Genomic DNA, 22,084 nt, shown 5'->3' with positions numbered 1-22,084 from the left:
CCTGGTTCGGGTCGAGGGGCGAACAGCCCCCGCGGGGCCCGGGGCAGCGCCCCGGCGCGGCGGTTTTAGGGGTGAGGGACTCGTCCTGCTACGGACAACCGGCCGGCGTCGTGCCCTCGTAGGCCGTGATCACGCAGCCCTCGAGCGCTGGGACGAGGTCCTGGCAGGTCGTCTTCGACGCGTAGAACTCCAGGCATCCGTCGACGCTGCCCTTGTCGTACTGCAGACACTCGGCGCTGAACTCCGCGCGCAAAAAGCCCGGGCACGTGCGTGACGAGCCCACGCATCCGAGCGCGATCATTCGATCGCTGTGGGCGTCGACGAGCGTGTTGCATGCGTCGGCCTCGGTCGTGCGTTCGCCGCTCGCTGGCGGGCGGAACTTCCCGTCGTTGGGCAGGGGCGTCAGATCCAGATCGTCCCCGCCGCACGCGGCGAGCAGCATCGAGAGGACGATCGCGACGCGGAGCTCTCGCATGCGGCCTACTCTTTCTCTTCGAGGAGAGCGAGCGCGAGCGAGCCGAGCACGTCGCGCGCCGAGGAGACCTTTCGCGGCGGGAGCTTCGCCAGCGAGCGCCGCACGATGGCCTCCACCGTACCGATCTTCAGACCGTCGAGCTCGCGCCCGCGCGCCGTCAATTCGAAGAGCGCGCGACGCGCGTCGTCCGGATCGGGCTTGCGGCCGATGATGCTGCGCGACTCGAGACGCTTCAGGATCCCCGTGAGCGTGCTCGGGTGGATGTGCAGCACGCTCGCGAGCTCGCCTGCGGAGATCCCCGGGAAGCGCCCCACGATCCGGATCACGAGGCGTTGCGGCCCCGTGACGCCGAGCGACGCCTCCATGCGCTTCGACATCGACTGCAGGGCGTGATCAACGGCCCAGAGCAGGCGCATGAAATCCAGGACCTCGCCGAGCTTCTCGGACTTGTCCGCCTTCTGCTTCTTCTTTTCGCTCTTTTCGCTGGGTGCTGCGCTCATGACCGAGCCGATTCCCTTTCCGCCGAGCGAGCCACGCTAGCCCACCTCGCCCCGTCGATCGAGATCGTCGAAGGGTGCACCGCGCTGAGACCGCGCGGCGGCGCCAGACGACCCGTCGGAACGAAACGCGTCGAGGTTCCCCACGGACGATCGTTTTTTGCTCCGACGGTTTTTCTTTTGAGCGGCAACGACAGCTAGGCCATCCTCCCCTGGTGCGACTCGAGGACCTTGCCGTCATCGGAAATTGCCAATATTCCGCGCTGATAGACCGCATGGGGTCGATCGTGTGGTGTTGCCTGCCGCGCTTCGACGCCGAACCGGTTTTCTCCTCGCTGCTCGACGAGCAGGGCGGGGGGGTCTTCACGGTGGGCCCGGCGGGTGGTGAGCCGGGGGTACAGCGATACCTTCCGAACACAAACATCCTCGAGACGACCTTCCGGTCGTCCTCTGGCGCCTTCCGGGTGCTCGACTTCGCGCCGCGTTACTTCCAGAACGATCGGTTCTTCCGGCCGACCATGATCGTGCGGATCGTCGAGCCGATCTCGGGCATGCCGCGCGTGCGCGTCCGCTGCGAGCCGCGGCTTGGCTGGGGCAAGGGCGCCCCCGGTCGCCTCGTCGGTTCGAACCACATTCGCTACGAGGGCTTCGCCGCCCCGCTGCGCCTCACGACGGACATCCCGCTCTCGTACGTGACCGACATCCCGTTCGCGCTCACGGGCAGGAAGCACCTCGTGCTCGCGTGGGGGCCGCCGCTCGAGGAGTCGCTCCCCACGGCCTGCGAGCATTTCCTCGGGCAGACGCAGCGCTACTGGGAGCGCTGGGTCATGCACTGCGACATCCCGCCGCTCTTCCAGCAGGAGGTCATCCGCTCGGCGCTCGCGCTCAAGCTGCATTGTTTCGAGGACACGGGCGCGATCGTCGCGGCCATGACGACGAGCATCCCCGAGGCACCGGGCAGCGGCCGCAACTGGGACTATCGTTACTGCTGGCTGCGCGACGCGTACTACGCGCTCGCGGCGTTCCGGCTCCTCGGCCACTTCGAGGAGCGCGAGCAGTTCATCCAGTACCTCTTCAACATCGCCGCCTCCGCCGCGCCTTCGCTCTCGCTCGGCCCGCTCTATCGTGTCGACGGCACGCCCGACCTCGAAGAGTCGAGCCTCGACGCGTGGCCCGGCTACGAGGGGCACGGTCCGGTGCGCGTCGGCAACGCGGCGTCCACGCAGCTCCAGCACGACGTGTTCGGGGAGATGGTCCTCGCGCTCGCGCCCGTCTTCCTCGACGATCGTTTCGTGGCCGAACGATCGACGCACGGGCTCGATCTGCTGGAGCGGCTCGCGCAGAAGGCGATCGAGGTGGCGGGCACGCCGGACGCGGGGATCTGGGAGTTCCGCTCGGACGCGCGCCCGCAGACCTTCTCGAGCCTCATGTGTTTTTGCGCCGCCGATCGCATGGCGCGCGTCGCGGAGCGACACCGGCCCGCGCGGGCGAACCATTACCGCGCCGCGGCCGAGCGCATCCGCGCCGAGATCGTGGAGAGGGCTTGGCGCCCGGATCTGAACTCGTTCGTATCGAGCTACGGCGGCGAGGAGCTCGACGCGGCGCTCCTCCAGATGGCGCCCTTGCGCTTCTTGCCGCCGAACGATCCTCGCCTGCACGGCACGATCGACGCGATCCGTGATCGCCTCTCGCAGGGCGGCTGGCTCATGCGTTATCGCGGCGACGAGTTCGGCGAGACGAGCGTCGCGTTCATCATCTGCACCTTCTGGCTCTGCGAGGCGCTCGCGGCCGTGGGCCGCAAGGCCGAGGCGCGCGAGGTGCTCGATCGCGCGCGATCCGCGCTCTCGCCGGTCGGCTTGCTCTCGGAGGATTACGAGACCCGCAATCTGCGGATGTGGGGTAATTTCCCCCAAGCCTACTCCCACGTGGGCCTCATCCACGCGGCGTTCGCGTCCTCCCCGCCGTGGTCCGACATCCTCTAAGAAGAAGTCTCCTCCTCGCCCTCCTGTTCGGCGCGTTCCTGCCTTCGATCGCCTTCGGCGCGGAGGGGAGCGCGCATGCCGATCCGATCGGCGCCGTCGTCCTCTACCTCGCGGTGATCCTCGCCGCGGCCAAGCTCGGAGGGGATCTCGCGGTTCGGATCGGGCAGCCGGCCGTGCTCGGCGAGCTCGTCTTCGGCGTCTTGCTCGGCAACCTCGGGCTGCTCGGGTTTTCGGGGTTCGAGCCGATCAAGACGGACGCGAGCATCGACATGCTCTCGCGGCTCGGCGTGCTCGTGCTCCTCTTCGAGGTCGGGCTCGAATCGACGGTCGCGCAGATGCTCGAGGTGGGCGTCACGAGCTTCTTCGTGGCCACGCTCGGCGTCGTTGCGCCCTTCGCGCTCGGCTGGCTTTTCGGCGCGTGGATCCTGCCCGGCGCGAGTCCGTACGTGCACGCCTTCCTCGGCGCCACGCTCACCGCGACGAGCGTCGGCATCACCGCGCGCGTGCTGCAGGATCTGAAAGAATCGCAGAGCCCGGAGGCGCGCATCATCCTCGGCGCGGCCGTCATCGACGACGTGCTCGGGCTCGTGATCCTCGCGGTCGTCACGGGCATCCTCGGCGCGGCCGATCGCGGCGGCTCGATGAGCTACGGCGAGATCGGGATCGTCTTCGGCAAGGCCCTCGTGTTCCTCGTCGGCTCGCTCGTGATCGGCGCGAAGCTCTCGCGGCGCCTCTTCCCCATCGCCTCACGCCTGCGCGCCCGCGGCGTCTTGCTCGCCCTCGGGCTCGCGTTCTGCTTCCTCTTCGCGTGGATCGCGGGCCTCCTCGGCCTCGCCCCGATCGTGGGCGCGTTCGCCGCGGGCCTCGTGCTCGAGGACATGCACTTCCGCGATTTCACCACGCGCGGAGAGTCGACCCTCGAACACCTCCTTCAGCCGATCTCGTCGTTCCTCGTGCCGATCTTCTTCGTGCTCATGGGCATGCGCACGAACCTCGGCGCCTTCGCGCAGCCGGGCGTGCCGCTGCTCGCGGCGGCGCTCACGGTCGCGGCGATCGTCGGCAAGCAGGCGTGCTCGCTCGGTGTGGGCAAGGGGGTCGATCGGCTGAGCATCGGGATCGGCATGATCCCGCGTGGCGAGGTCGGGCTCATCTTCGCGAGCATCGGCCAGTCGCTCACCGTGGGCGGCAAGCCCGTGATCGACGGCGCGGTCTTCTCGGCCGTCGTGGCGATGGTCATCGTCACCACGATGGTCACGCCGCCCGCGCTCAAGTGGAGCCTCTCCCGGCGGGCCGCGAAGGCGCCGAAGCCACCGATCCCCGACGCGCATTGACCTAGCGGTGCGGTGCTCGTAACAACGATCTGTGGACGCGCTGCGCACCGACCTCTACCAGTTGACGATGGCCGCGGGGTACTTCCACCGCGGCATGCAAGACAGGCGTGCGACGTGCGAGATGTTCGTGCGCCGCTTGCCGCGCAGGCGTCGATACCTCCTCGCCATGGGGATCGAGCGGCTGCTCGGTTACCTCGAGAACCTCTCCTTCACCGAGGACGAGATCCGCTACCTGCGGGATCTCCCGGCGCTGCGCGATGCGATGACGGAGCCGTTCGTCGAGTACCTCCGGCGCTTCCGGTTCCGCGGCGACGTCTCGGCCGTCCGTGAGGGCACGGTGGTGTTCGCGAACGAGCCGCTCGTGCGGATCTCGGCGCCGATCATCGAGGCGCAGATCGTCGAGACGTTCCTGCTCTCGGTGGTGAACCACGCGACGATGATCGGGTCCAAGGCGGCGCGCGTGGTGCGCGCGGCGGGCAGCGCGGGTGTGATCGAGTTCGGCACGCGGCGCACGCACCCGGAGGCGGCCATCGACGCGGCACTCAGCGCGTACGCCGCGGGGTTCGTGGGCACGTCGAACGTGGAGGCGGGCAAGCGCTTCGGCATCCCCGTCATGGGCACGGCCGCGCACATCTGGACGATGGCGCACGCGACGGAGGAGGAGGCGTTCGAGAACTACGTCGCGACGTTCCCGAACGCGTCGATCCTGCTCATCGACACGTACGACACGCTTCGCGGAGCCGAGCGCGCGGCGCGCATCGCCAAGGACAAGCTGAAGGGCGTGCGGCTCGACTCGGGCGATCTGCTCGCGCTCTCGCGCGCGGTGCGTCCCATCCTCGACGCGGCCGGGTGTACGTCGGCGAAGATCGTCGCGTCGGGGGATCTCAACGAATACAAGATCGAAGCGCTGCGCCGCGCGGGCGCGCCGATCGATCTGTACGGCGTGGGCACGGATCTCGTGGCGAGCATCGACTCGCCCGCGCTCGGCGGCGTCTACAAGCTCGTCGAGATCGAACAGGACGGGAAGGTCATCCCGATCTGCAAGTTCTCCGAGGGCAAGGCCACGTTCCCCGGGCCGCACCAGGTCTACCGCTTCGTCGACGGCGCGGGCGTGCTCGCGCGTGACGTGATCGCGCTCGCGGACGAGGATCCGCGCAGGCTTGGTGAAGGCCAGCCCGAGGCGCTGCTCGTGCCGCGCATGAAGAACGGAGCGCGCACCGAGCCGGCCGAGGGGCTCGACGTGGTGCGTGCGCGGGTCGCGCGGGAGCTAGCGCGTTTGCCGGAGGCGCTCCACGTGCTCGACGAGGCGCCGCCGCCCACGGAGCGCACGGACGAGCCGTATCGTGCCGTGCCTTCCACGCGTCTGCTCGAGCTCGTGGAAGATGTACGCGCCCGGGTCGTGGGGGCCGCGACGTAGGAGGGAAGGATCATGCGGACGATCTTCGTCGACGTGGATGTGCAGAACGATTTCTGCGAGCCGAGCGGCTCACTTTACGTGAAGGGATCGCCGACCGACGCGATGCGCAAGCTCGTCGCGTACGCGGTCGCCCATCACATCCCGATCCTCGGATCGGTCGACTCGCACGCCTGGGATGCGTGGGAGTTCGCCTCCACCAGCGGCACGGGTCCGAACGGGGAGAAGCCGAACTTCCCGGATCATTGCGTGAAGGGCACGCCGGGCTGGCTGAAGGTCGACGGCACGCTGCCGCCGCACTTCCGGTTCGTGCCGAACGTCGCAGACGCGCCGATCGCGCCGATCGTGGACGAGGTCGTCCGCGGCGACACGCAGGGCGTGTACTTCGAGAAGGAGGTCTACAGCCTCTTCGTGAATCCGCTCGCGGATCCATTCGTGAAGGCGCTCGCCGCTCGGTACGACGAGCCGCTCTCGTTCGTCGTCTTCGGCGTGGCCACGGACTACTGCGTGCGCGCCGCGGCGCTCGGGCTCGCGGAGCGTGGATATGCGACGACGCTGGTGACCGATGCGAGCGCGGGCATCACGCCGGATGGCGTCGCGCGAGCACTCGACGAAATGACGAACGCCGGCGTGAAACTCGCCACGTCGTCCCAGGTGATGCGGTGAGCGACAAGGAGTACCCGAAGCCGAGCTTGACGGCGGACGTCGTCACGTTCTCGCTCGATGACGAAGGTCGCGTCTCCGTGCTGCTCATCCAGCGCGGCAAGGATCCATTCGCAGGGCGATGGGCCATCCCCGGCGGATTCTGCGAGCCCTCGGAGACGGTGCGCGAGAGCGCAGCGCGCGAGCTTTTGGAGGAGACGGGCATTCAAGATTTGCCTATGGTCGAACTCGGCGTGTTCTCGCGGCCGGGCCGTGATCCACGCGGCTGGGTCGTGAGCGTCGCGCACGTCGCGATTCTCCCCGCCGACCGGCGCGGCGAGGCGAAGGGCGGCGACGACGCGCGCGCGGCGAAGTTCTTCTCGATCGGTCTGGACGAGCGAGGTCGTGTGAAGCTCACGGCCGACGGCGAGGAGGCAGGCCCGCTCGCATTCGATCACGACGAGATGCTGGCGCGGGCAATCGCGCGGCTCGAGGCAAGCTCGGACATGCTGGGGCCGATGCTCTTTGGTCAACCCATGTCGGGAGAAGAGGCGCAGCGAGCGGTCGAGACCGCGCTCTCGCGAGGATGAAATGCCCTTCGTATTTTTCGGCCTGACGGGCGGAATCGCGTGCGGCAAGAGCACGGTCGCAGCACGCTTCCGCGAGCAAGGCGTGCAGGTGATCGACGCGGACGTGGTGGCGCGTCAGGCCGTCGCACCGGGGACGAGCGGGCTCACAGAAATCGTAAAGCTCTTCGGCGAAGGCGTGCTTCGGGCCGATGGCACGCTCGATCGAGGCAAGCTCGGAGTGATCGTGTTCGGCGACGAGGAGAAGCGCCGCGCGCTGAACCGGATCCTGCACCCGCGCATCGGGGCGCGGACGATGATGCTCGCGCAAGAGCTCGCGGAGCGCGGCGAGCCCCTCGCATGTTACGAAGCGACGCTGCTCGTGGAAAACGGCATGCAAGACGCATTTCGCCCACTCGTCGTGGTGACCGCACCCGAAGAGCTGCAAGTCAAGCGCACGATGGAGCGCGACGGAGTCGACGAGAAGGCCGCCCGCGCGCGAATCCGCGCGCAAATGCCAGTCGCAGAGAAGGTGAAGGTCGCCGACTACGTCATCGACACGAGCGGCACGATGGAGGAAACACTCCAGCGCGCCGACGAGGTGCTCACCGCGATCCGCGCAAAGGCAGCCGAGAGCTGAGAGGAGCGTCGCGCCGCGCCGCGCCGGGGTTTCACCCCGGACCCCGACCAGGGGTTGTCCACCCCTGGACCCGGACCAGCGCAAGCGCTGGACTCGGGGTCGATGAACTGCGCGATGCGCAGTTCATCGAACAGCCAGTGGCAAGACAGGCGACGACCTTGCCAGCCAAGGCAGCGACGCTGACGGCTCGATGGGCAACGCCCGTCGCCGCGTGAGACGACCCTCGTGGTCTTGCCACCGGCCTGCTGGAAAAACTGCGCGGAGCGCAGTTTTTCCACCTGAGGTCCAGGGCTTGCCCTGGTCCGGGTCGAGGGGCGGACAGCCCCCGCGGGGTCCGGGGCAGCGCCCCGGCGCGGCGCTCGCCTATGCGCGCTTTGCGCGGAGCGTGGCTTCGTCGCGGGCCCAGGTGACGCGGATGAAGGCGGTTGCGTTGCCGCCTCGATCGGGGTGCGTTTCGAGTGCGAGGCGCCGGAAGGCGCGACGGATGTCGTCGGGGGAGGCGGACTTTGGCAGGCCGAGGACTTCGAATGGACAGACGTTGGGATCGGCGACGGAGGGGATGAATTTGCGACGTTTCTGTCGTGAATCTTCGGGCGGTGGTTCTTCGCGGCGGGTGCGTTCTTTGGTCTCCACCCAGGGCGGCTGACCTGCTTGCACGCGGATCCAGGCGCGCGCCCAGACTGCTTCGATCTCGCGGAGGGGACGGCCGGCGGCGCGCTCGGCTTGCTTGTGCGCTTCTTCGAGGGTCTTGGCGCCGCCGGAGGAGGCGTCGGGCTTGCGGAAGGGCGTGCGCGTGGGCTCGCCTGTCCACCATGCGCACCAGAGGTAGCGGCGACGCTTGGTGGTGGTGATGGAGACGACGCCGGACATGAGGACTTCGGCGCGAAGGATGGCTGCGAAGCGGCGGGCTGTCACGCGGGAGTGGGGGCCCAGGCGAGCTCGTTGACGCCGCGTCTTCGCGAAGCCCACGCTTTCCCTCGTGCCGTCTTCGATCTACCGACCTGGACCTCCGCTCGGCGCGTTCGTCGACTGCTTGTGGCATTACGACGGCGATCCTGCGCCTGCGGACCGCGAACGCGCTCTTCCCTCTGGCAGTCTTGATCTCATCATCAACCTCGATGCCGACTGCCTCGAGTTCTTCGCGGTGGATGCCGTGACTCCGCTCGGGCCGTTTCCGGGCATCGTGCTCAGCGGCGCTGCCGCCGGCTTCGTCACCATCGGCCCGAAACCACGAACTACCGTCATGGGCGTGCACTTCAGGCCTGGCGGCGCGTTTCCTTTTCTTGGCGTTCCGGCTGGCGATCTCGAAGGCACGCAGGTTCCGCTCGAGGCGCTCTGGGGCCCGAGCGCGCGTGATCTGCGCGAACGACTCGCCGAGGCGGCCACGCCAACACGACGGTTCGCGATCCTCGAGGCTTGCTTGCGCGAGCGCGCGCGGAGACCGCTCCAGCGTCATCCCGCCGTCGCTGAAGCGCTGCGCGCCTTCGAGGACCCGTGGCTCGAGAGCGTGGCGCAAGTCAATGCGCGCACTGGCCTATCGCCGCGTCAGCTCATCGCGCGCTTTCGCGACCAGGTTGGGCTCGCGCCGAAGGCTTACTGGCGCGTGCGACGCTTCCAGGCGGCCCTGCGGCGTCTGGAAAGCGCGCGCGACACGCGCGGAGCCGAGATTGCCGCCGAGCACGGCTACTTCGACCAGGCGCACTACAACCGCGACTTCCGCGCGTTCACCGGCATGAGCCCGCGCGCGTATCTCGCTCGCGAATGCGCACGCCCGAACCACGTGCCCCTGCGCGGCAAAAATATCCAAGATCCCACGGCCTGAGCGCGGCACGGTCCGCGCCATGGACCATCCCGTCGAGACCACCGCTCTGCTCGTCGCCGCCATGCGCGCCGAGGAATCCATCCGCAGCGATCGCCTCTTCGAAGACCCGTTCGCGCACGACCTCGCAGGCGAGGCCGGACGCGCCGCGCTGCGCGACTACCGCGCCGCCAGCGGCGCTTCCATCCCGATCATCGAAGTGCGCACGCGCTACTACGATGAGGCTCTCTTGCGGGCGCAAGATGCAGGCATCACGCAGTTCGTGATCCTCGCTGCCGGCATGGACGCGCGCGCGTATCGTTTGCCCTTCCGCAGTCACGCGCGGCTGTTCGAGCTCGATCAACGCGCGATGATCGAGGCCAAGGCGCGTGGGCTCTCCGCGGCGGAGCCTCGTTGTGAGCGGCATGCGCTCGCCGTGAATCTCGCCGACGACTGGCCCGCCGTGCTCCTCGCTGCGGGCTTCGATCCGAACGCGCCCACGGCCTGGCTCGCCGAAGGGCTCTTGCAGTATCTCGAGGCGAGCGTCGTGCATGGCCTCTTCGAGCGGATCGGTCGCCTCTCGGCCCGAGGCTCGGTCTTGCTCTACGACGTCGTCGGCGAAGCGCTCCTCTCGGTCATGCGCGAGTCCGTGCTCCGCTACATGCGCGAGCTCGGTGCGCCATGGATCTTCGCGACCGACGACCCCGCTTCGCTCGCTGCCGCGCATGGCTTCCAGACCGAGATCACAGACGCGAGCGTGATCGGCAACGCGTGGGGTCGCTGGCCCTTTCCCGCCACGCCGCCGCACGTGCAGGGCGTCCCGCGCGGCTACCTCGTCGAAGCTCGCAAAGGCTGAGGGCTACGGCGGCTTCTTTGGGTGCGCAAAACCGACCGGCCCGAGGCGGCAGTCGCGACCATGGCGATGGGGTAACGACCGGCCCGAGGCGGCAGTCGCGACCATGGCGATGGGGTAACGACCGGCCCGAGGCGGAAGTCGCGACCATGGCGATGGGGTAGCCCTCACCCCGAGGCGGAAGTCGCGACCATGGCGATGGGGTAGCCCTCACCCCGAGGCGGAAGTCGCGACCATGGCGATGGGGGAACGACTGGCCCGAGGCGGAAGTCGCGACCATGGCGATGGGGGAACGACTGGCCCGAGGCGGAAGTCGCGACCATGGCGATGGGGGAATGACCTGCACGCGACGGAGGTCGTCTCTCGCGAGCGCCCCCGAACCCTGTCTTGATGTTCAGTGTTGGTCGTGGCAGCCTGCCCCCGGGAGCGCATGGCCTCATTCGCATCCAAGCTCGCCCGCTTGCCGCCGATGCCCGGCGCCGCGCCTGCGTCAGCAGCCGCGCCCGCGCCCGCCGCCGCTTCCGCTCCCGCTTCCGCCGCCGCTCCCGCCCCCGAGCCCGTTCCCGTCCCCGAGAACGCCGCGGCCGCGCTGAAGTCAAAACCGTCGCTCGACGAGCTCCGCGATCGGATCGCCCGCATCATCGGCAAAGCCGCGCCCACCGCGCCGCGGCCCGATCCCACACGTACCGAGCTTCCATTTTTCGTCGAGCACACGACACGTGGTCCACTCTACGTGCGTCGCGACCGCACCCCGCCCGCCGCGCGTGTCGGTCGGGCCCCGCTCGTCGCCGCGCGGGACGCCGAGCCAGGCTTGCTCTCACTGCTCGCGCTCGATCCCGCGCTCGCGACCTGCAACGCGCGGCGCGCGCTCTTCATCGACACCGAGACCACGGGGCTCCAGGGCGGCACGGGCACAGTCGCCTTTCTGCTCGGGATGTCGTTTTACGACGAAGCCCAAGGCGCATTCATCCTGGAGCAAGCGCTACTCCGGCGGCTCGGCGAGGAAGGGCCAATCCTGGAGCTCCTCGCGCGCAGGCTCGACGAGGCCTCGATGATCGTCACGTTCAACGGCAAAGCATTCGACATGCCGCTGCTCCGCGCGCGCTTCGTGATGAACCGCATGCCGCCGCCCCGAGAGCTGCCCCACCTCGACCTCGTACACGTCGCGCGTCGCATCCACGGGCACCGGCTGAAGAGCCGCACACTCGCCGCCATCGAGAGCGAGGTGCTCGGGCGCGAACGCGTAGGCGACGTCGGCGGCGCAGACGTGGTCGCCTGTTACATGCACTATCTACGCACGTCGGACGAAGGCGCGCTCTCCGGCGTGGTGACGCACAACGAGCACGACGTGCTGTCGATGGTGGCCCTCGTAGGTCTCTACGGCGAGCCCATGCACGGCGGGCTGCCCGGCGCAGATCTCGCCGGCGTGGCCAAGACGCTGCGTCGCGCAGGCGAGCTCGATCGCGCAGCCGAGACGGCAGAAGCCGCCGTCAAGCGAGGCGGCGGCGCACTCGCAAAACGGACACGCGGCGACATCGCAAAAGCACGCGGAGACAAGGCACGCGCGCTGCTCGATTACGAAGCGCTCGCCGAGGAAGTCGACGATCCCTCGGTACGGCTCGAGCTCGCAAAGCTCTACGAGCACCACGTAAAATCCTTCGCCGCAGCCCTCGCGCTCGTCGACCGTGGAACCGGCGAAGCAGAAGCAGCCACAGAGAAGCGGCGCGCACGGCTCCGGCGAAAGATCGAGAAGCAGCCGTGAAGAGGCTCCTCGTAGCGCTCGCAGCGCTCCTCGTAGCGCCAAGCTGTGGCTATCGGGTCGTGGGCGCCGAAGCAGATCCCGCAGGGCCACTCGCCGTCGTACCCGCACCCGGAGTTGTCGCATCCGCCGTCGCCGAGGAGGGCGTCCTCGCCGGCGCGCGCGCCGAGCTCGCCGCCACAGGCCTCCTCGCATCCTGTGCCCCACACACCGACGCACGATGCCCAGCCCTCGTCGTCGAACTCGTACGCGTTGAAGAAGGCGGCGCCGCACCAGGCGTCGCCACCCGCGACGGCCCCCCCCTCGCACGCTCCGTGACACTCACACTCCGCGGCCGCGCCTTCATGCGTCGCACAAAGGACGCCCCCCCCGAACGCCTCGGCCCCGACATCACCGTGCGCGAATTCGCCGCCCGAGACGACGACCCCACAGCATTCCACGCAACCCGCGAGGAAGCCCTCCGCCGCGCAGCCGAGCGTCTCGGCGCGCTGCTCGTGCGCCGGGCGCTGGAGTAGTGCTGCCACAGCGTGGCGCCGGGGTTTCACCCCGGACCCGACCAGGGGTTGTCCACCCCTGGACCCGGACCAGCGCAAGCGCTGGACTCGGGGTCGATGAACTGCGCGATGCGCAGTTCATCGAACGGGCCAGGGTCAAGACCGGCGATGGTCTTGCCAGTCAAGACCGCAGCGCTGCGTGTCTGCTTGAGCCGAGTCGCGCCGCCGCCTCGGCTGGCAACGCCGCTCGTGGTCTTGCCACAGGCCCGTCGGAGAAACTGCGCATCGCGCAGTTTCTCCGCCCTCGGTCCAGGCCGTGCCTGGTCCGGGGTGCAGGGGGTGGACAACCCCCTGCTGGGGTGCGGGGCAACGCCCCGCTTCCGCCTCCGCGTGGAGGTTTGCCCACTGCTCCAGACCCGTGTGCGCCCTCTTCGGGGCGGGGCCTTTCTCCAGCAATGACAAACAGCGACGCGTACGCTACCGTGGGGGGTGATGATTACCGTCGGCTGCGCCGGCTTTCCCGTCCCAGCGACGCGGTACTTCCGCGAATTCATGTTCGTGGAGGTTCAGGAGACCCACATGTCCATGCCTGGCCCTGGGACCATCCGGCGGTGGCGGCGTGAGGCACCGGAGGGGTTTCGGTTCGCGTTGCTTGGTCCGCGCGAGGTCGGGCAGGAGGGGTTCCGGGACGGCAAGGTCATCGAGACGGCGCTGAAGGGTCTCGAGGGCGTCGCGGAGGAGCTCGAGGCGAAGACGGCGGTCTTCGTGGCGCCGCCTGAGTTTGCGCCTAGCAAGACGAACAAGAGCATGCTTCGCGAGTTCCTCCAGGCCGTGCGCTCGCGCTTCGACCGCGTCGTCTATGAGCCTGCGCCTGGGTGGGACCCGGACGAGTGTGACGAGCTCACGCAGGAGGTTGGCGCGCTCGCGGCGCGGGATCCGTTGGTCTCGGGCCTCTCGAAGCTGCCGACGGGTTACTACCGGCTGCATGGGCCCGCGGGGCACAAGTCGCGGTACGAGGACCCGGCGATCGAAAAACTCGCCGACATTGCCCGTGGCGGCAGGCATCACAAGGATGCGACGTACGTGTTCACGAACGTCGACATGTTTGCGGATGCGAAGCGCTTCAAGAAGGCTTTGAAGCTGTAAAGTTCGCGCCTAGAGCATCGACCGGTTCGATGCTCGGAAGATCGCGAAGCGATCTTCCCTCGGGGGGTGAATCGTCCGGGCTTTGCCCGGACGAGAGGGGGACGCGAGGCGTCCCCCTCGGGACAAGAGAGCTAGAACATCGAGCGGTTGCAAACCGATCGATGTTCTAGCGGGGGGGCCGCTTCTCGCGGGCGGGGGCTTGCGTTAGGCTGTCATCGTGCGCGCCTGGCTGGCTTGCTTGTTCATGCTCGCGCCGACCGTGGTGCTGGCGTCGAGTTGTGCTCTCGAAGGCTTCGAGAAGTTCACGCCTCCGCCTGAACCCGCGGAGCTCTGCGGCCATGCCTCGGTGCCGGGACCTCCCGCGCCGACGCCGCCGAATGATGCGGAGCCTGAGGAAGAGTTCGTCGTGGCGCTCCGCGTCCTCCGGCTGAAGACCGACAAGGACGGCGGTGATCTCGGGCTCGATCTCGACCGGTTTTGTAGCTGCCAGGGCGAGGAGCGGTCGTGCATCCCGCCCGCGGGACAGCCGGAGAAGCTGAGCTGCGACAAGGCGATGGGGCGGGACAACCAGATGCCTGCGCTGTTCAACCTCGTCGAGCTTGCCTTGCAGGTGCAGGACCTGTCCGAGCGGTACAGCCAGTTCGCCGAGCTCGGCAACTGGGGCATCGTCTTCCACGTCAGCAACTACAACGGCCAGCTCGACGACTCGAAGGTGCGCGTCGCCTGGTACGGGAGCGAGGGGACCGCGGCGACGCCGGTGTGGGATGGCAACGACGCCTGGCCGATCTCGACGAGCACGCTCGAGAACGGGCTGCCGAAGTACTTCGACAACGACGCCTACGTCACCGACGGCACGCTCGTGATCTCGGCGCCGACGGGCGGGATCGCGGTCGCTGGCGGCAACACGCGGCTGCACATCAACCTGTCCTCCGGCACGATCACCGCGAAGATCCAGAAGGACGACTTCGGCCGCTGGGTGCTCCGCGACGGGCTCATCGCCGGCCGTATCCCGCAGCTCGAGCTCTTCCGCATGGTGCAGAGCTTCCGCGACGATACGGGGGCGCCGTTCTGCACCGACAACATCTTCTGGGGCGCGACGCAGGACGCGTTCTGCCGCGGCCTCGATGTGCAGACCGGCCCGCCCGAGCCGAACAAGCCTTGCAATGCGGTCTCGTTCGCGGCCGGCTTCGATGCCGATCCCGCGCTGCTCGGCATGCCGAAAGATCCGAACCCCGACACGATGGGCTGCCCGCCCGAGACCGATCCGATCGCGTCGTTCCAGATGTTCGGCTGTCCGCCGCCGCCGAATCCCTGACTCAATCGGTCGCGGCGTCGCCCGCGTCGCCCGCGTCGGTCGTGGCGGGCGTCGTCGTGCCCGCGTCCGCGGGCTTCACGACGAACGCGCAGTCGGCGAGTTGCTCGGGCTTGCGCGTGATCACGAGGCACGGCGCGATCGCGGCGGGATCCGCGGAGGCGACGAGCGGCTCGGCGGGGCAGTCGGCCATGGTCGCGGCGCCTGCGCGCGCGCAGCCGGCCACGGCGCGCACGGCCTCGACGCAGAGGGCCGTGGCGTCCGCGCTGGGCTCGACGTCGTTCTGGATGCCGTGCAGGCATTGATCGCGGTAGAGGTCGATGCAGAACGTCGCCTCGGCCTCGGTGGCGCCGCAGGCCTGCGTGGCTTCGCACCGGGCCGTCTCGATCTCCCGGCACGCGTCGATCCCCACGGCGTTCGAGCCGCACGCGCTGGCGACGCTGCCGGCGAGCAGGCCGAGGGCGGCGGCGAGGAGGTGGCGGGGTCCGAGGCGCAGGCGCACGGCGGTCGGGTAGCATGGCTCTTGGCCATGCGTCGAGCTTTCGGCAAAGCTACGCGCCGAAGCGCCGTCCCGACGGAAACGTCTGGCCGTCCAGGGCGCTGATCGAGCCGTTTGACCATGACGACCGCGATGATCCTCTGCGCCGGCCTCGGCACGCGTTTGCGGCCGATCACCGACGAGCTCCCCAAGCCGCTCGTGTGGGTCGGCGATCGACCGCTGCTCGCGCACATCGCCGAGCGGCTCGCGCGTGGCGGCGTGCGTCGCGCCGTGCTGAACACGCATCACCTCGCCGATCGTTTCGACGCGCGGATCCTCGGCGCGCTGCCGCTCGACGCGGGCGTCGTGCACGAGCCGAAGATCCTTGGCACCGCGGGCGGCGTGGCCGGCGCCGCGGCCGCGCTCGGGCCAGGGGACGTGCTCGTGTGGAACGGGGACATCCTCGCGGAGGTGGATGTCGCGGCGCTCGGAGCGGCGCACGCGAAGGCCGTGGCGGCGGGCGCGCTGGCGACGCTGGCCGTGGCATGGCGGCATCCGACGGAGGCGCGGATCGGGGAGGGGACGGCCGGGATCGGCGCGGATGGATCGGTCGTGCGGCTGCGCGGGGAGCGGTTTGGGGAAGAGGTGCGCGGCGCGGATTTCGTGGGCGTGCAGATCGTCGGCGAGCGGGCGCGCGCGCGGTTGCCCGCGGAGGGCTGTCTCGTCGGCGACGTGTATCTGCCGGCGATGCGGGAAGGCGCTCGGGTCGCGTCCTTTCCGATCGGCGGGGGTTTTTCAGATCTCGGAACCGCGACGACCTACCTCGAAGAGAACCTCCGCTGGATCGCGACACACGGCTCCTTCGTGGGTCGTGACGTGCACGTCGATCCCGCGGTCTCCGTCGTGACGAGTGTCCTCGGCGACGGCGTCACCGTGCGAGGGCAGGGCGAGGTCCGCGAGGTCGTGGCCTGGCCCGGCGCGACGTTCGAGGCGCCGCTCGCGCGCGCGATCGTGCTCGGGAGCGGCACGATCGTCCGCGTCTGAGGCGTCCTTCAGTCCGGGAAAAACGTCTCCACGTGCAGCGCGGGCGAGCCGTCCTCGAGCACGCCGCCCAGGATCGAAAGCGTCCCGTTCGGCGCGGCCACCACCGTCGCGCCCGATCGTGGCTCCCGCAGCGGCCGCTCTTCCACCGTCGGCACGCTCCGATCGATCACGAACACCCGCACGCGTTTTTCCGTCGAGGCCTCGTGCCCGATCACGATCATCCGCGATCCGCCCAGCGAAAACGCCTGCGACCGCGTGAGCCCCACGGGCAGCGTCGCGCCCGAAACCTCCTCGGTTGCGCATCCGGACGTGCAGCTCGGGCTCCACGTCCGCACCTTCGCCGCCGCTCCGGCCGCATCGATCCCGCCGACGAGCGCCATCTTCCCGTCGCCCGCCACCACCGCCGCCGCGCCCTCCGTCGCGTCCGCCGGCATGTCCCTTTGCACGAACGCCGTCCCGCCCTCCGGCAGCACCTCGAACCCCGCCGCGCTCGCGCTTCCGGAGGCCACCACGAGCCCCACGCCCGGCGCCCACGCCGCGGCCGCGCCCTTCCGCGCCGCCGACAGACGCAGCACCGACAGCGCGCCCGCCGAGCTCACCACGAGCACCTCGTCCGTCGCCGTCTCCGCCCGCGTCGCCCCCACCACGTAACTCGTGCCGGACGGCGACTCCACCACGAGCCCTCCGGCCACGTCGGCGAACGAGCCCGCGCTCTCCGGCCACGCCACCGCGTACGTTCCGCTCCCGCCCACCGCGCTCGCGCCCGTCTCCCCGACGAGCATCATCCCGCCCGGCCGTCCCACGATCGTCCGCGCCGTGAGCGGAAACGCGTCCATCACGGCCGGCCCCCAGCCGAGCAGATCGTAAAAATCCCCGAGCCGCACGTCGGCCGCGCCGTCCACACCCGCCGCCGCGCTCCCGCCCGTCGTCACCAGGAACTGCTCGCCGAGCACGGCCCCCGGCGCGTCCACGTGCGCCCGCAGGAGCTCCCCCGGCGGCCGCGCCCACTTGCCCACGCGTTGCACGAACACCGGCACGTCATTCACGAACGCGCCGGGCACGAGCCCCGTCAGCGACCGACCTCGCACGACCGTCGCCCCTTCGGCCGTGGTCCCCGTCACTTCGACCCCGAGCGGCTCGTCTTCGGGCACCTCGCCGAGATCAAACGTCCCGCCGGGCGTCGTCTCCGCGGCGAACGTCGTCCCGGTCGCGGTCTTCGCCTCGATCCGGATCTTCGTCACGGCGGGCGCGGCCGAGAACGTGTCCGTCTCGTGGCCCGTCACGATCTGCAACGTCCGCTCGAGCGGCTCCTCGCTGCATCCGCTCCCGAGGAGCGCCGCGGCCACGAGCCACCCAGCGCGCTGGTCCATTCGAGCGCTCACGCGGCGCGAGCGTAGCCCGAGCGCGGCTGCTTTTCATCTCGCCGCCGCGAAAGGCGCGCCCCGTGCTAGCAGGATCTCGCCGTGCTCGTCGGTCGACAGCTCCCCCTCGCGCCCGATCCGATCGCCCTCGCCGATCGACTGCGCGCCGCCGGCGCGGACCGCCTCGCCCTGCTCCACGCCGCCGACCGCACCCCCGGCCCCTACGCGCGGTTCTCGTACATCGCGTGTGATCCCGACCGCCAGTCGAGCGCCCTCGATCCGCTCGCCGACGACTCCGATTTTCCGCTCGGCGGCGCGACGGGCACCTTTCGGTCCGTGCCCCGCTGGATCGGCGTCTTGCCCTACGAGGGACACCGGCACCTCGAACGTCCCAGATGGACACCCCGGGAGGGCGATCGCCGACCGCGGGCGATGCTCGAACGACCGCTCTGGCTCCGGTATCCGGCCGTCGTCGTCGTGGACCATGCCGAGGGGCGGGTGTTTGCGGTGGGCGTCACGCACGACCACGTCGAGGCGCTCGCGCGGCGCCTGCTCTCGACGCCTGCACCAGCGGGGCGGGGGCCGTTCGCCGTCGAGGTCGCGGACGCGGAGCCGACGCGGCTTCATCTGGAACGGATCCTCGCCGCCAAGGAGCTGATTGCCCGGGGGGAGCTCTACCAGGTCAACCTGGCGCGACGGCTCCTCGTGTCGCTCGTGCGTGGCGAGCCGCTCGATCTGCACCGCCGCCTGAGCGCCGCCGCGCCGTCTCCGTTCGCCGCGTGCCTGCACCTCGACCGTGAATTAGCTGTGGTGTCCACCTCACCGGAGCTTCTGCTCGACGCCCAAACGAGGCATTCTCCCGGAGGCATGGAGTTTCCAGCAGATGGAATGCAACCCTTCATGTCGAACCTGCGAAAGGGTCGAAATCGGCCGGATCGGGGAGGGGATCCCCGGCAGAGGGCCATCCTGAATTCGGTCTCTTTCGGCCGATTGTTCACGTGTCCCATCAAGGGTACGCGACCGCGCGGAAAAGACGCCCGCGAGGACGCCGCGCTCGTCCAGGAACTCGACCAAGATCCCAAGGAAAACGCCGAACTAACGATGATCGTGGATGTGGAACGTAACGATCTCGGTCGCATCGCAGCCGTCGGATCGGTCCAGGTCCTCCACGGGCCCGGTGTGGTGACGCACAGAACCATCCACCACCGCGAGGCCCTGCTCGGGGCGTGGACCCGACCCGGCGCGACCCGGCACGACGTGCTCTCCGCCATGGTCCCGAGCGGCAGCGTCACCGGCGCGCCCAAAGTCCGCGCCATGGAGGTCATCGCGCGCCTCGAAAGCGCCCGCCGCGGCCTTTACACCGGCGGTTTCGGCCACGTCGCCCACGACGGCAGCGTCATCCTCGCCATGGCCATCCGCACCGTCGTGCTCCAGGGCCGTGAGGGTGAATACTTCACCGGCGGCGGCATCGTCGCCGACTCCGACCCCGTCCGCGAGCTCGAAGAGACCCGCTGGAAGGCCCTGCAACTCGAAAAAGCGGCAAATCGGGCCTTCGTGGCATCCTGATGTACGCCGATGTAAGACTATGTGTTGACAGAAAGTTGGTGGTCCGAGCGGCCTCGGGGTACTAATCCGCCCGTACGATGGGCGTCGAAGAGCAAGTTCGGAATCTGGTGGTGGGTGCACTCACCGATCTGGCGGGGAGTGGGGTCCTGCCGTCGGAAGTTACGTCGGCAGCGTTTTCGGTGGAGCGCCCGAAGCGCCCTGAGCACGGCGACCTGGCGACGAACGCGGCCCTCGCGATCCAGAAGGCAGCCAAGAAGCCGCCTCGGGAAATCGCGACGCTGCTCGCCGAGCGTCTCGGCAAAGAGCCCGACATCCGCGCGGTGGAGATCGCCGGTCCGGGCTTTTTGAACCTGCGCCTCGCGCCCGCGATCTACCAGCGCGCGCTCGGCGACGTGCTCGCCGCAGGGCCTTCGTTCGGGCGAGGGCCCGCAGGGCTCGGCGAGCGGGTGCTCGTGGAGTTCGTCAGCGCAAACCCGACGGGCCCGCTGCTCATCTCGCACGGTCGAGGCGCGATCCTCGGCGACGCGGTGTCGACGCTGCTCGAGGCCGTGGGGCACCGCGTCACGCGCGAGTACTACATCAACGACTTCGGCAACCAGATCCGTCTGCTCGCCGCGAGCGTGCTCGCCGTGGCGCTCGGCCGCGAGCCGCCCGAGGGCGGCTACGGCAAGAACGACTACCTCGAGGATCTCGTCGCCTGGCTGCAGAAGACGCACCCCGAGCTCATCGCCGACGACAAGGTCGACGAGCTCGCGCGCGTCTGCGTGACGCGCATGCTCGACGGCGTGCCGGGCTCGAAAGCGCTGCCGGGCATCAAGAAGACGCTCGCGTCGCTCAGGATCCAGTTCGACGGCTGGTACTCCGAGGAGAGCCTGCACCGGTGGGGCCGCGTAGGCGCAGCGCTCGCCGAGCTCAACACGCGCGGTTACCTCGAGGAGCGCGAAGGAGCACTCTTCTTCAAGAGCACCGACGAGGGCGACGACAAGGATCGCGTCGTGAAGAAGCGCGACGGGTACTACACGTACTTCGCGAGCGACATCGCGTACCACGCGGACAAGATCAACCGCGGCTACGACCGGCTCGTGAACGTGCTCGGTGCCGATCACCACGGCTACACGGCGCGGGTGCGCGGCGCGCTCGCGGCGCTCGGTTTGCCGAAGGAGCGCTTCGAGGTGGTGCTCTACCAGCTCGTGAACCTGCTCCGCGACGGCAAGCCCTACAAGATGGGCAAGCGGCTCGGCAACCTCGTCACGATCGAGGAGGTCGTCGACGAGATCGACGAGGCCGCGCGGCGAAAGGGCGCAGGCGCCGACGCGCTCCGCTACTTCTACCTCGCGCGGCGGAGCGACACGACGATCGACCTCGACATCGAGCTCGCCAAGAAGGCCTCGATGGACAACCCCGTCTTCTACCTGCAGTACGGCTACGCGCGCCTCTGCTCGATCCTGCGCCGCGCCCAGGAGAAGTTTGGGCTCCAAGTACCCCGGCACTCGTCCGCGCTCGCGGCGCGCCTCGAGCACCCGGACGAGCTCGCGATCCTCGGCCGGCTCGGGCGCTTCCCCGGCGTGGTGGCGGAGGCCGCGGCGCTGCGCGAGCCGCACCGGATCCTGTTCTACCTGCAGGAGCTCTCGCAGGACTTCCAGAGCTACTTCACGCGGCTGAAGAAGGACGGCGACACGATCCTGCCCCTCGACGCGCAGATGGCGGAGGCGGGCTGGCAGGAGAAGTGGGATCGGCCGAAGAGCGAGGCGCGGCTGCTCTGGATCGAGGCGATCCGCACGGTGTACGCCGCGGGGCTCAAGCTCGCCGGCATCACCGCGCTCGAGCGGATGCACAAGCTCGAAGGCGAGGCCGCCGCGGCGGAGAGCGGGGAAGAGGAGGCCGAAGCGTCATGACCGTACGTTCGGACATCGGGGACGGCGGGGCCATCAAGAACCTGGAGGACATCCAGGAGGCCGATCCCGCCTCGCGCCCGTCGCGCGCCTCGGCGCTCGTGCTCGCCTCGCTCGGCGGCGCGTGCATCGTGTTCGCGGCCGTCGCGCTGCTCCGCGCGCCCGTGAAGGAGAAGCCGACGAACGTGGATCCGCTCGGCGATCTCGTGGCGAAGGCGCACCCCGCGGGCGTGAAGGTGGACAAGAAGCCGGATCTCGCCGGCCACGAGATCACCTTCCCGGGGATGCTCTCCGACACGAAGAACACGACGGCGCTCGAAGCCGTGCGCTCGCCGCAGTCCACAAAGCAGCCGCCGCCGGAGGCGGCCGATGCGCCGCTCCCGCTGCCGCCGCCGGAGACGGTCGCGGACAGGCTCCCGCCGTCGCCGTTGCCGGCGCAGCACATCTTGCAGGCGCCGCCGGACTCGGCCGCGGGTCGCGACACGCTCACGCAGATGGCGAAACACGTGGCGCGGGAAGACGGCGCCGAGGCCGCGGAGGCCGGCGGGCCGGGGCAGTACCAGCTCCAGGTGAGCTCGTTCAAGACGCAGCAGGAGGCCGACAAGTTCGCCGCCGCGCTGCGTCGACGTGGCCACCGCGCCTACGTCGAGCCCGCGATGGTGAAGGGCCGCGGCCTCTGGTACCGCGTGCGCATCGGCCCCTTCAAGTACAAGCACTCCGCCACGATCTACCGGCAGGACTTCGAGGCGAAGGAGCGCTTGGTGACCTTCATCGTCGAGCCGCCCAAGAAGGACGCCGCCGGCAAGCTCGCGGACGAGAGCGCCGCGCAGTAAA

21 protein-coding genes are annotated in these 22,084 nt (G+C 69.4%); 16 read left to right on the top strand and 5 right to left on the bottom strand.

Annotated elements, in window-relative coordinates:
* Positions 1–88: 88 nt before the first annotated feature.
* Positions 89–475 (bottom strand): hypothetical protein, encoded by a 387-nt coding sequence (locus KEG38_RS29345; RefSeq protein ID WP_272423201.1) that lies wholly within the window; start codon positions 473–475, stop codon positions 89–91.
* 5 nt (positions 476–480) lie between these two features.
* Entirely contained in the window at positions 481–975 is a 495-nt protein-coding gene (locus KEG38_RS29340) for a MarR family winged helix-turn-helix transcriptional regulator (protein WP_272423200.1), read from the bottom strand.
* Between the two features lie 212 nt (positions 976–1,187).
* Between KEG38_RS29340 and KEG38_RS29335 the strand changes: the two genes are divergently transcribed.
* Genes KEG38_RS29335 through coaE form a run of 6 tightly spaced genes read left to right on the top strand, consistent with a single transcriptional unit; the run spans position 1,188 to position 7,547 of the window.
* On the top strand, positions 1,188–2,954 hold the full coding sequence (locus KEG38_RS29335) for a glycoside hydrolase family 15 protein (protein ID WP_272423199.1): 1,767 nt from the start codon (positions 1,188–1,190) through the stop codon (positions 2,952–2,954).
* The gene (locus KEG38_RS29330) at positions 2,936–4,285 is read left to right on the top strand and encodes a cation:proton antiporter (protein ID WP_272423198.1); all 1,350 of its coding nucleotides are present in this window, start codon (positions 2,936–2,938) and stop codon (positions 4,283–4,285) included. Before KEG38_RS29335 ends, KEG38_RS29330 begins: the two co-directional genes overlap by 19 nt.
* A 31-nt stretch (positions 4,286–4,316) precedes the next feature.
* The gene (locus KEG38_RS29325) at positions 4,317–5,702 is read left to right on the top strand and encodes a nicotinate phosphoribosyltransferase (RefSeq protein WP_272423196.1); all 1,386 of its coding nucleotides are present in this window, start codon (positions 4,317–4,319) and stop codon (positions 5,700–5,702) included.
* Positions 5,703–5,714: 12 nt separating this feature from the next.
* On the top strand, positions 5,715–6,365 hold the full coding sequence (locus tag KEG38_RS29320) for a cysteine hydrolase family protein (RefSeq protein WP_272423194.1): 651 nt from the start codon (positions 5,715–5,717) through the stop codon (positions 6,363–6,365).
* Positions 6,362–6,931 (top strand): NUDIX domain-containing protein, encoded by a 570-nt coding sequence (locus KEG38_RS29315; RefSeq protein ID WP_272423193.1) that lies wholly within the window; start codon positions 6,362–6,364, stop codon positions 6,929–6,931. The genes KEG38_RS29320 and KEG38_RS29315 overlap by 4 nt, the downstream gene beginning before the upstream one ends.
* Before the next feature lies 1 nt (position 6,932).
* Complete coding sequence (coaE, locus tag KEG38_RS29310; protein WP_272423191.1) at positions 6,933–7,547, top strand: dephospho-CoA kinase; 615 nt, start codon at positions 6,933–6,935, stop codon at positions 7,545–7,547.
* Positions 7,548–7,910: 363 nt separating this feature from the next.
* On the opposite strand, the gene KEG38_RS29305 is transcribed toward coaE, so the two are convergent.
* On the bottom strand, positions 7,911–8,417 hold the full coding sequence (locus KEG38_RS29305) for a J domain-containing protein (protein ID WP_272423189.1): 507 nt from the start codon (positions 8,415–8,417) through the stop codon (positions 7,911–7,913).
* A 109-nt stretch (positions 8,418–8,526) separates the two neighbouring features.
* Here KEG38_RS29305 and KEG38_RS29300 point away from each other — a divergent pair, with 109 nt between their 5' ends.
* The 6 genes from KEG38_RS29300 (at position 8,527) to KEG38_RS29275 (ending at position 14,912) form a co-directional block, all read left to right on the top strand.
* Complete coding sequence (locus KEG38_RS29300) at positions 8,527–9,369, top strand: helix-turn-helix domain-containing protein (protein ID WP_272423187.1); 843 nt, start codon at positions 8,527–8,529, stop codon at positions 9,367–9,369.
* A gap of 19 nt (positions 9,370–9,388) precedes the next feature.
* Positions 9,389–10,201: an SAM-dependent methyltransferase gene (locus KEG38_RS29295; protein ID WP_272423186.1), complete on the top strand. Its 813-nt coding sequence runs from the start codon at positions 9,389–9,391 to the stop codon at positions 10,199–10,201.
* Between the two features lie 427 nt (positions 10,202–10,628).
* Positions 10,629–11,960, top strand: coding sequence for a ribonuclease H-like domain-containing protein (locus KEG38_RS29290; RefSeq protein WP_272423184.1), 1,332 nt, complete (start codon positions 10,629–10,631; stop codon positions 11,958–11,960).
* On the top strand, positions 11,957–12,472 hold the full coding sequence (locus tag KEG38_RS29285) for a hypothetical protein (RefSeq protein ID WP_272423182.1): 516 nt from the start codon (positions 11,957–11,959) through the stop codon (positions 12,470–12,472). Before KEG38_RS29290 ends, KEG38_RS29285 begins: the two co-directional genes overlap by 4 nt.
* A 471-nt stretch (positions 12,473–12,943) precedes the next feature.
* Entirely contained in the window at positions 12,944–13,597 is a 654-nt protein-coding gene (locus KEG38_RS29280) for a DUF72 domain-containing protein (RefSeq protein ID WP_272423181.1), read from the top strand.
* A gap of 217 nt (positions 13,598–13,814) precedes the next feature.
* Positions 13,815–14,912 carry a hypothetical protein gene (locus KEG38_RS29275; RefSeq protein WP_272423179.1) on the top strand — a complete coding sequence of 366 codons (1,098 nt, stop codon included), beginning with the start codon at positions 13,815–13,817 and terminating at the stop codon, positions 14,910–14,912.
* Between the two features lies 1 nt (position 14,913).
* Here the strand turns inward: KEG38_RS29275 and KEG38_RS29270 are convergent, their stop codons facing one another.
* Entirely contained in the window at positions 14,914–15,411 is a 498-nt protein-coding gene (locus KEG38_RS29270) for a hypothetical protein (RefSeq protein ID WP_272423177.1), read from the bottom strand.
* Positions 15,412–15,528: 117 nt separating this feature from the next.
* Here KEG38_RS29270 and KEG38_RS29265 point away from each other — a divergent pair, with 117 nt between their 5' ends.
* The gene (locus tag KEG38_RS29265; protein WP_272423175.1) at positions 15,529–16,431 is read left to right on the top strand and encodes a nucleotidyltransferase family protein; all 903 of its coding nucleotides are present in this window, start codon (positions 15,529–15,531) and stop codon (positions 16,429–16,431) included.
* 8 nt (positions 16,432–16,439) lie between these two features.
* On the opposite strand, the gene KEG38_RS29260 is transcribed toward KEG38_RS29265, so the two are convergent.
* Complete coding sequence (locus KEG38_RS29260) at positions 16,440–17,813, bottom strand: hypothetical protein (RefSeq protein WP_272423173.1); 1,374 nt, start codon at positions 17,811–17,813, stop codon at positions 16,440–16,442.
* An 81-nt stretch (positions 17,814–17,894) separates the two neighbouring features.
* Here KEG38_RS29260 and KEG38_RS29255 point away from each other — a divergent pair, with 81 nt between their 5' ends.
* From KEG38_RS29255 to KEG38_RS29245, 3 genes are all read left to right on the top strand, one after another.
* Positions 17,895–19,358, top strand: coding sequence for a chorismate-binding protein (locus KEG38_RS29255; protein ID WP_272423172.1), 1,464 nt, complete (start codon positions 17,895–17,897; stop codon positions 19,356–19,358).
* 77 nt (positions 19,359–19,435) lie between these two features.
* A complete protein-coding gene (gene argS / locus KEG38_RS29250; protein WP_272423170.1) occupies positions 19,436–21,253 on the top strand; it encodes an arginine--tRNA ligase in 1,818 nt (605 codons plus the stop codon).
* Positions 21,250–22,083, top strand: a complete 834-nt coding sequence (locus KEG38_RS29245; protein ID WP_272423169.1) for an SPOR domain-containing protein — start codon at positions 21,250–21,252, stop codon at positions 22,081–22,083. The genes argS and KEG38_RS29245 overlap by 4 nt, the downstream gene beginning before the upstream one ends.
* The last annotated feature ends 1 nt before the right edge of the window (position 22,084 follow it).

It is taken from the genome of Polyangium jinanense (assembly GCF_028435265.1).
In the GTDB taxonomy this organism is placed as follows: Bacteria; Myxococcota_A; Polyangia; order Polyangiales; family Polyangiaceae; genus Polyangium; species Polyangium jinanense.
The sequence above is the reverse complement of the archived record's forward strand: the minus strand, read 5'-3'. Positions and strand labels throughout refer to the sequence as shown.

What these genes read in the sequence shown, in the direction of transcription:
- KEG38_RS29320 (WP_272423194.1), top strand. Translation starts at nt 5,715, where the DNA reads ATGCGGACGATCTTCGTCGACGTGGATGTGCAGAACGATTTCTGCGAG.
- KEG38_RS29280 (WP_272423181.1), top strand. Translation starts at nt 12,944, where the DNA reads ATGATTACCGTCGGCTGCGCCGGCTTTCCCGTCCCAGCGACGCGGTAC.
- KEG38_RS29305 (WP_272423189.1), bottom strand. Translation starts at nt 8,417, where the DNA reads ATGTCCGGCGTCGTCTCCATCACCACCACCAAGCGTCGCCGCTACCTC.
- KEG38_RS29265 (WP_272423175.1), top strand. Translation starts at nt 15,529, where the DNA reads ATGACGACCGCGATGATCCTCTGCGCCGGCCTCGGCACGCGTTTGCGG.
- KEG38_RS29295 (WP_272423186.1), top strand. Translation starts at nt 9,389, where the DNA reads ATGGACCATCCCGTCGAGACCACCGCTCTGCTCGTCGCCGCCATGCGC.
- argS (WP_272423170.1), top strand. Translation starts at nt 19,436, where the DNA reads ATGGGCGTCGAAGAGCAAGTTCGGAATCTGGTGGTGGGTGCACTCACC.
- KEG38_RS29345 (WP_272423201.1), bottom strand. Translation starts at nt 475, where the DNA reads ATGCGAGAGCTCCGCGTCGCGATCGTCCTCTCGATGCTGCTCGCCGCG.
- KEG38_RS29290 (WP_272423184.1), top strand. Translation starts at nt 10,629, where the DNA reads ATGGCCTCATTCGCATCCAAGCTCGCCCGCTTGCCGCCGATGCCCGGC.
- KEG38_RS29340 (WP_272423200.1), bottom strand. Translation starts at nt 975, where the DNA reads ATGAGCGCAGCACCCAGCGAAAAGAGCGAAAAGAAGAAGCAGAAGGCG.
- coaE (WP_272423191.1), top strand. Translation starts at nt 6,933, where the DNA reads ATGCCCTTCGTATTTTTCGGCCTGACGGGCGGAATCGCGTGCGGCAAG.
- KEG38_RS29245 (WP_272423169.1), top strand. Translation starts at nt 21,250, where the DNA reads ATGACCGTACGTTCGGACATCGGGGACGGCGGGGCCATCAAGAACCTG.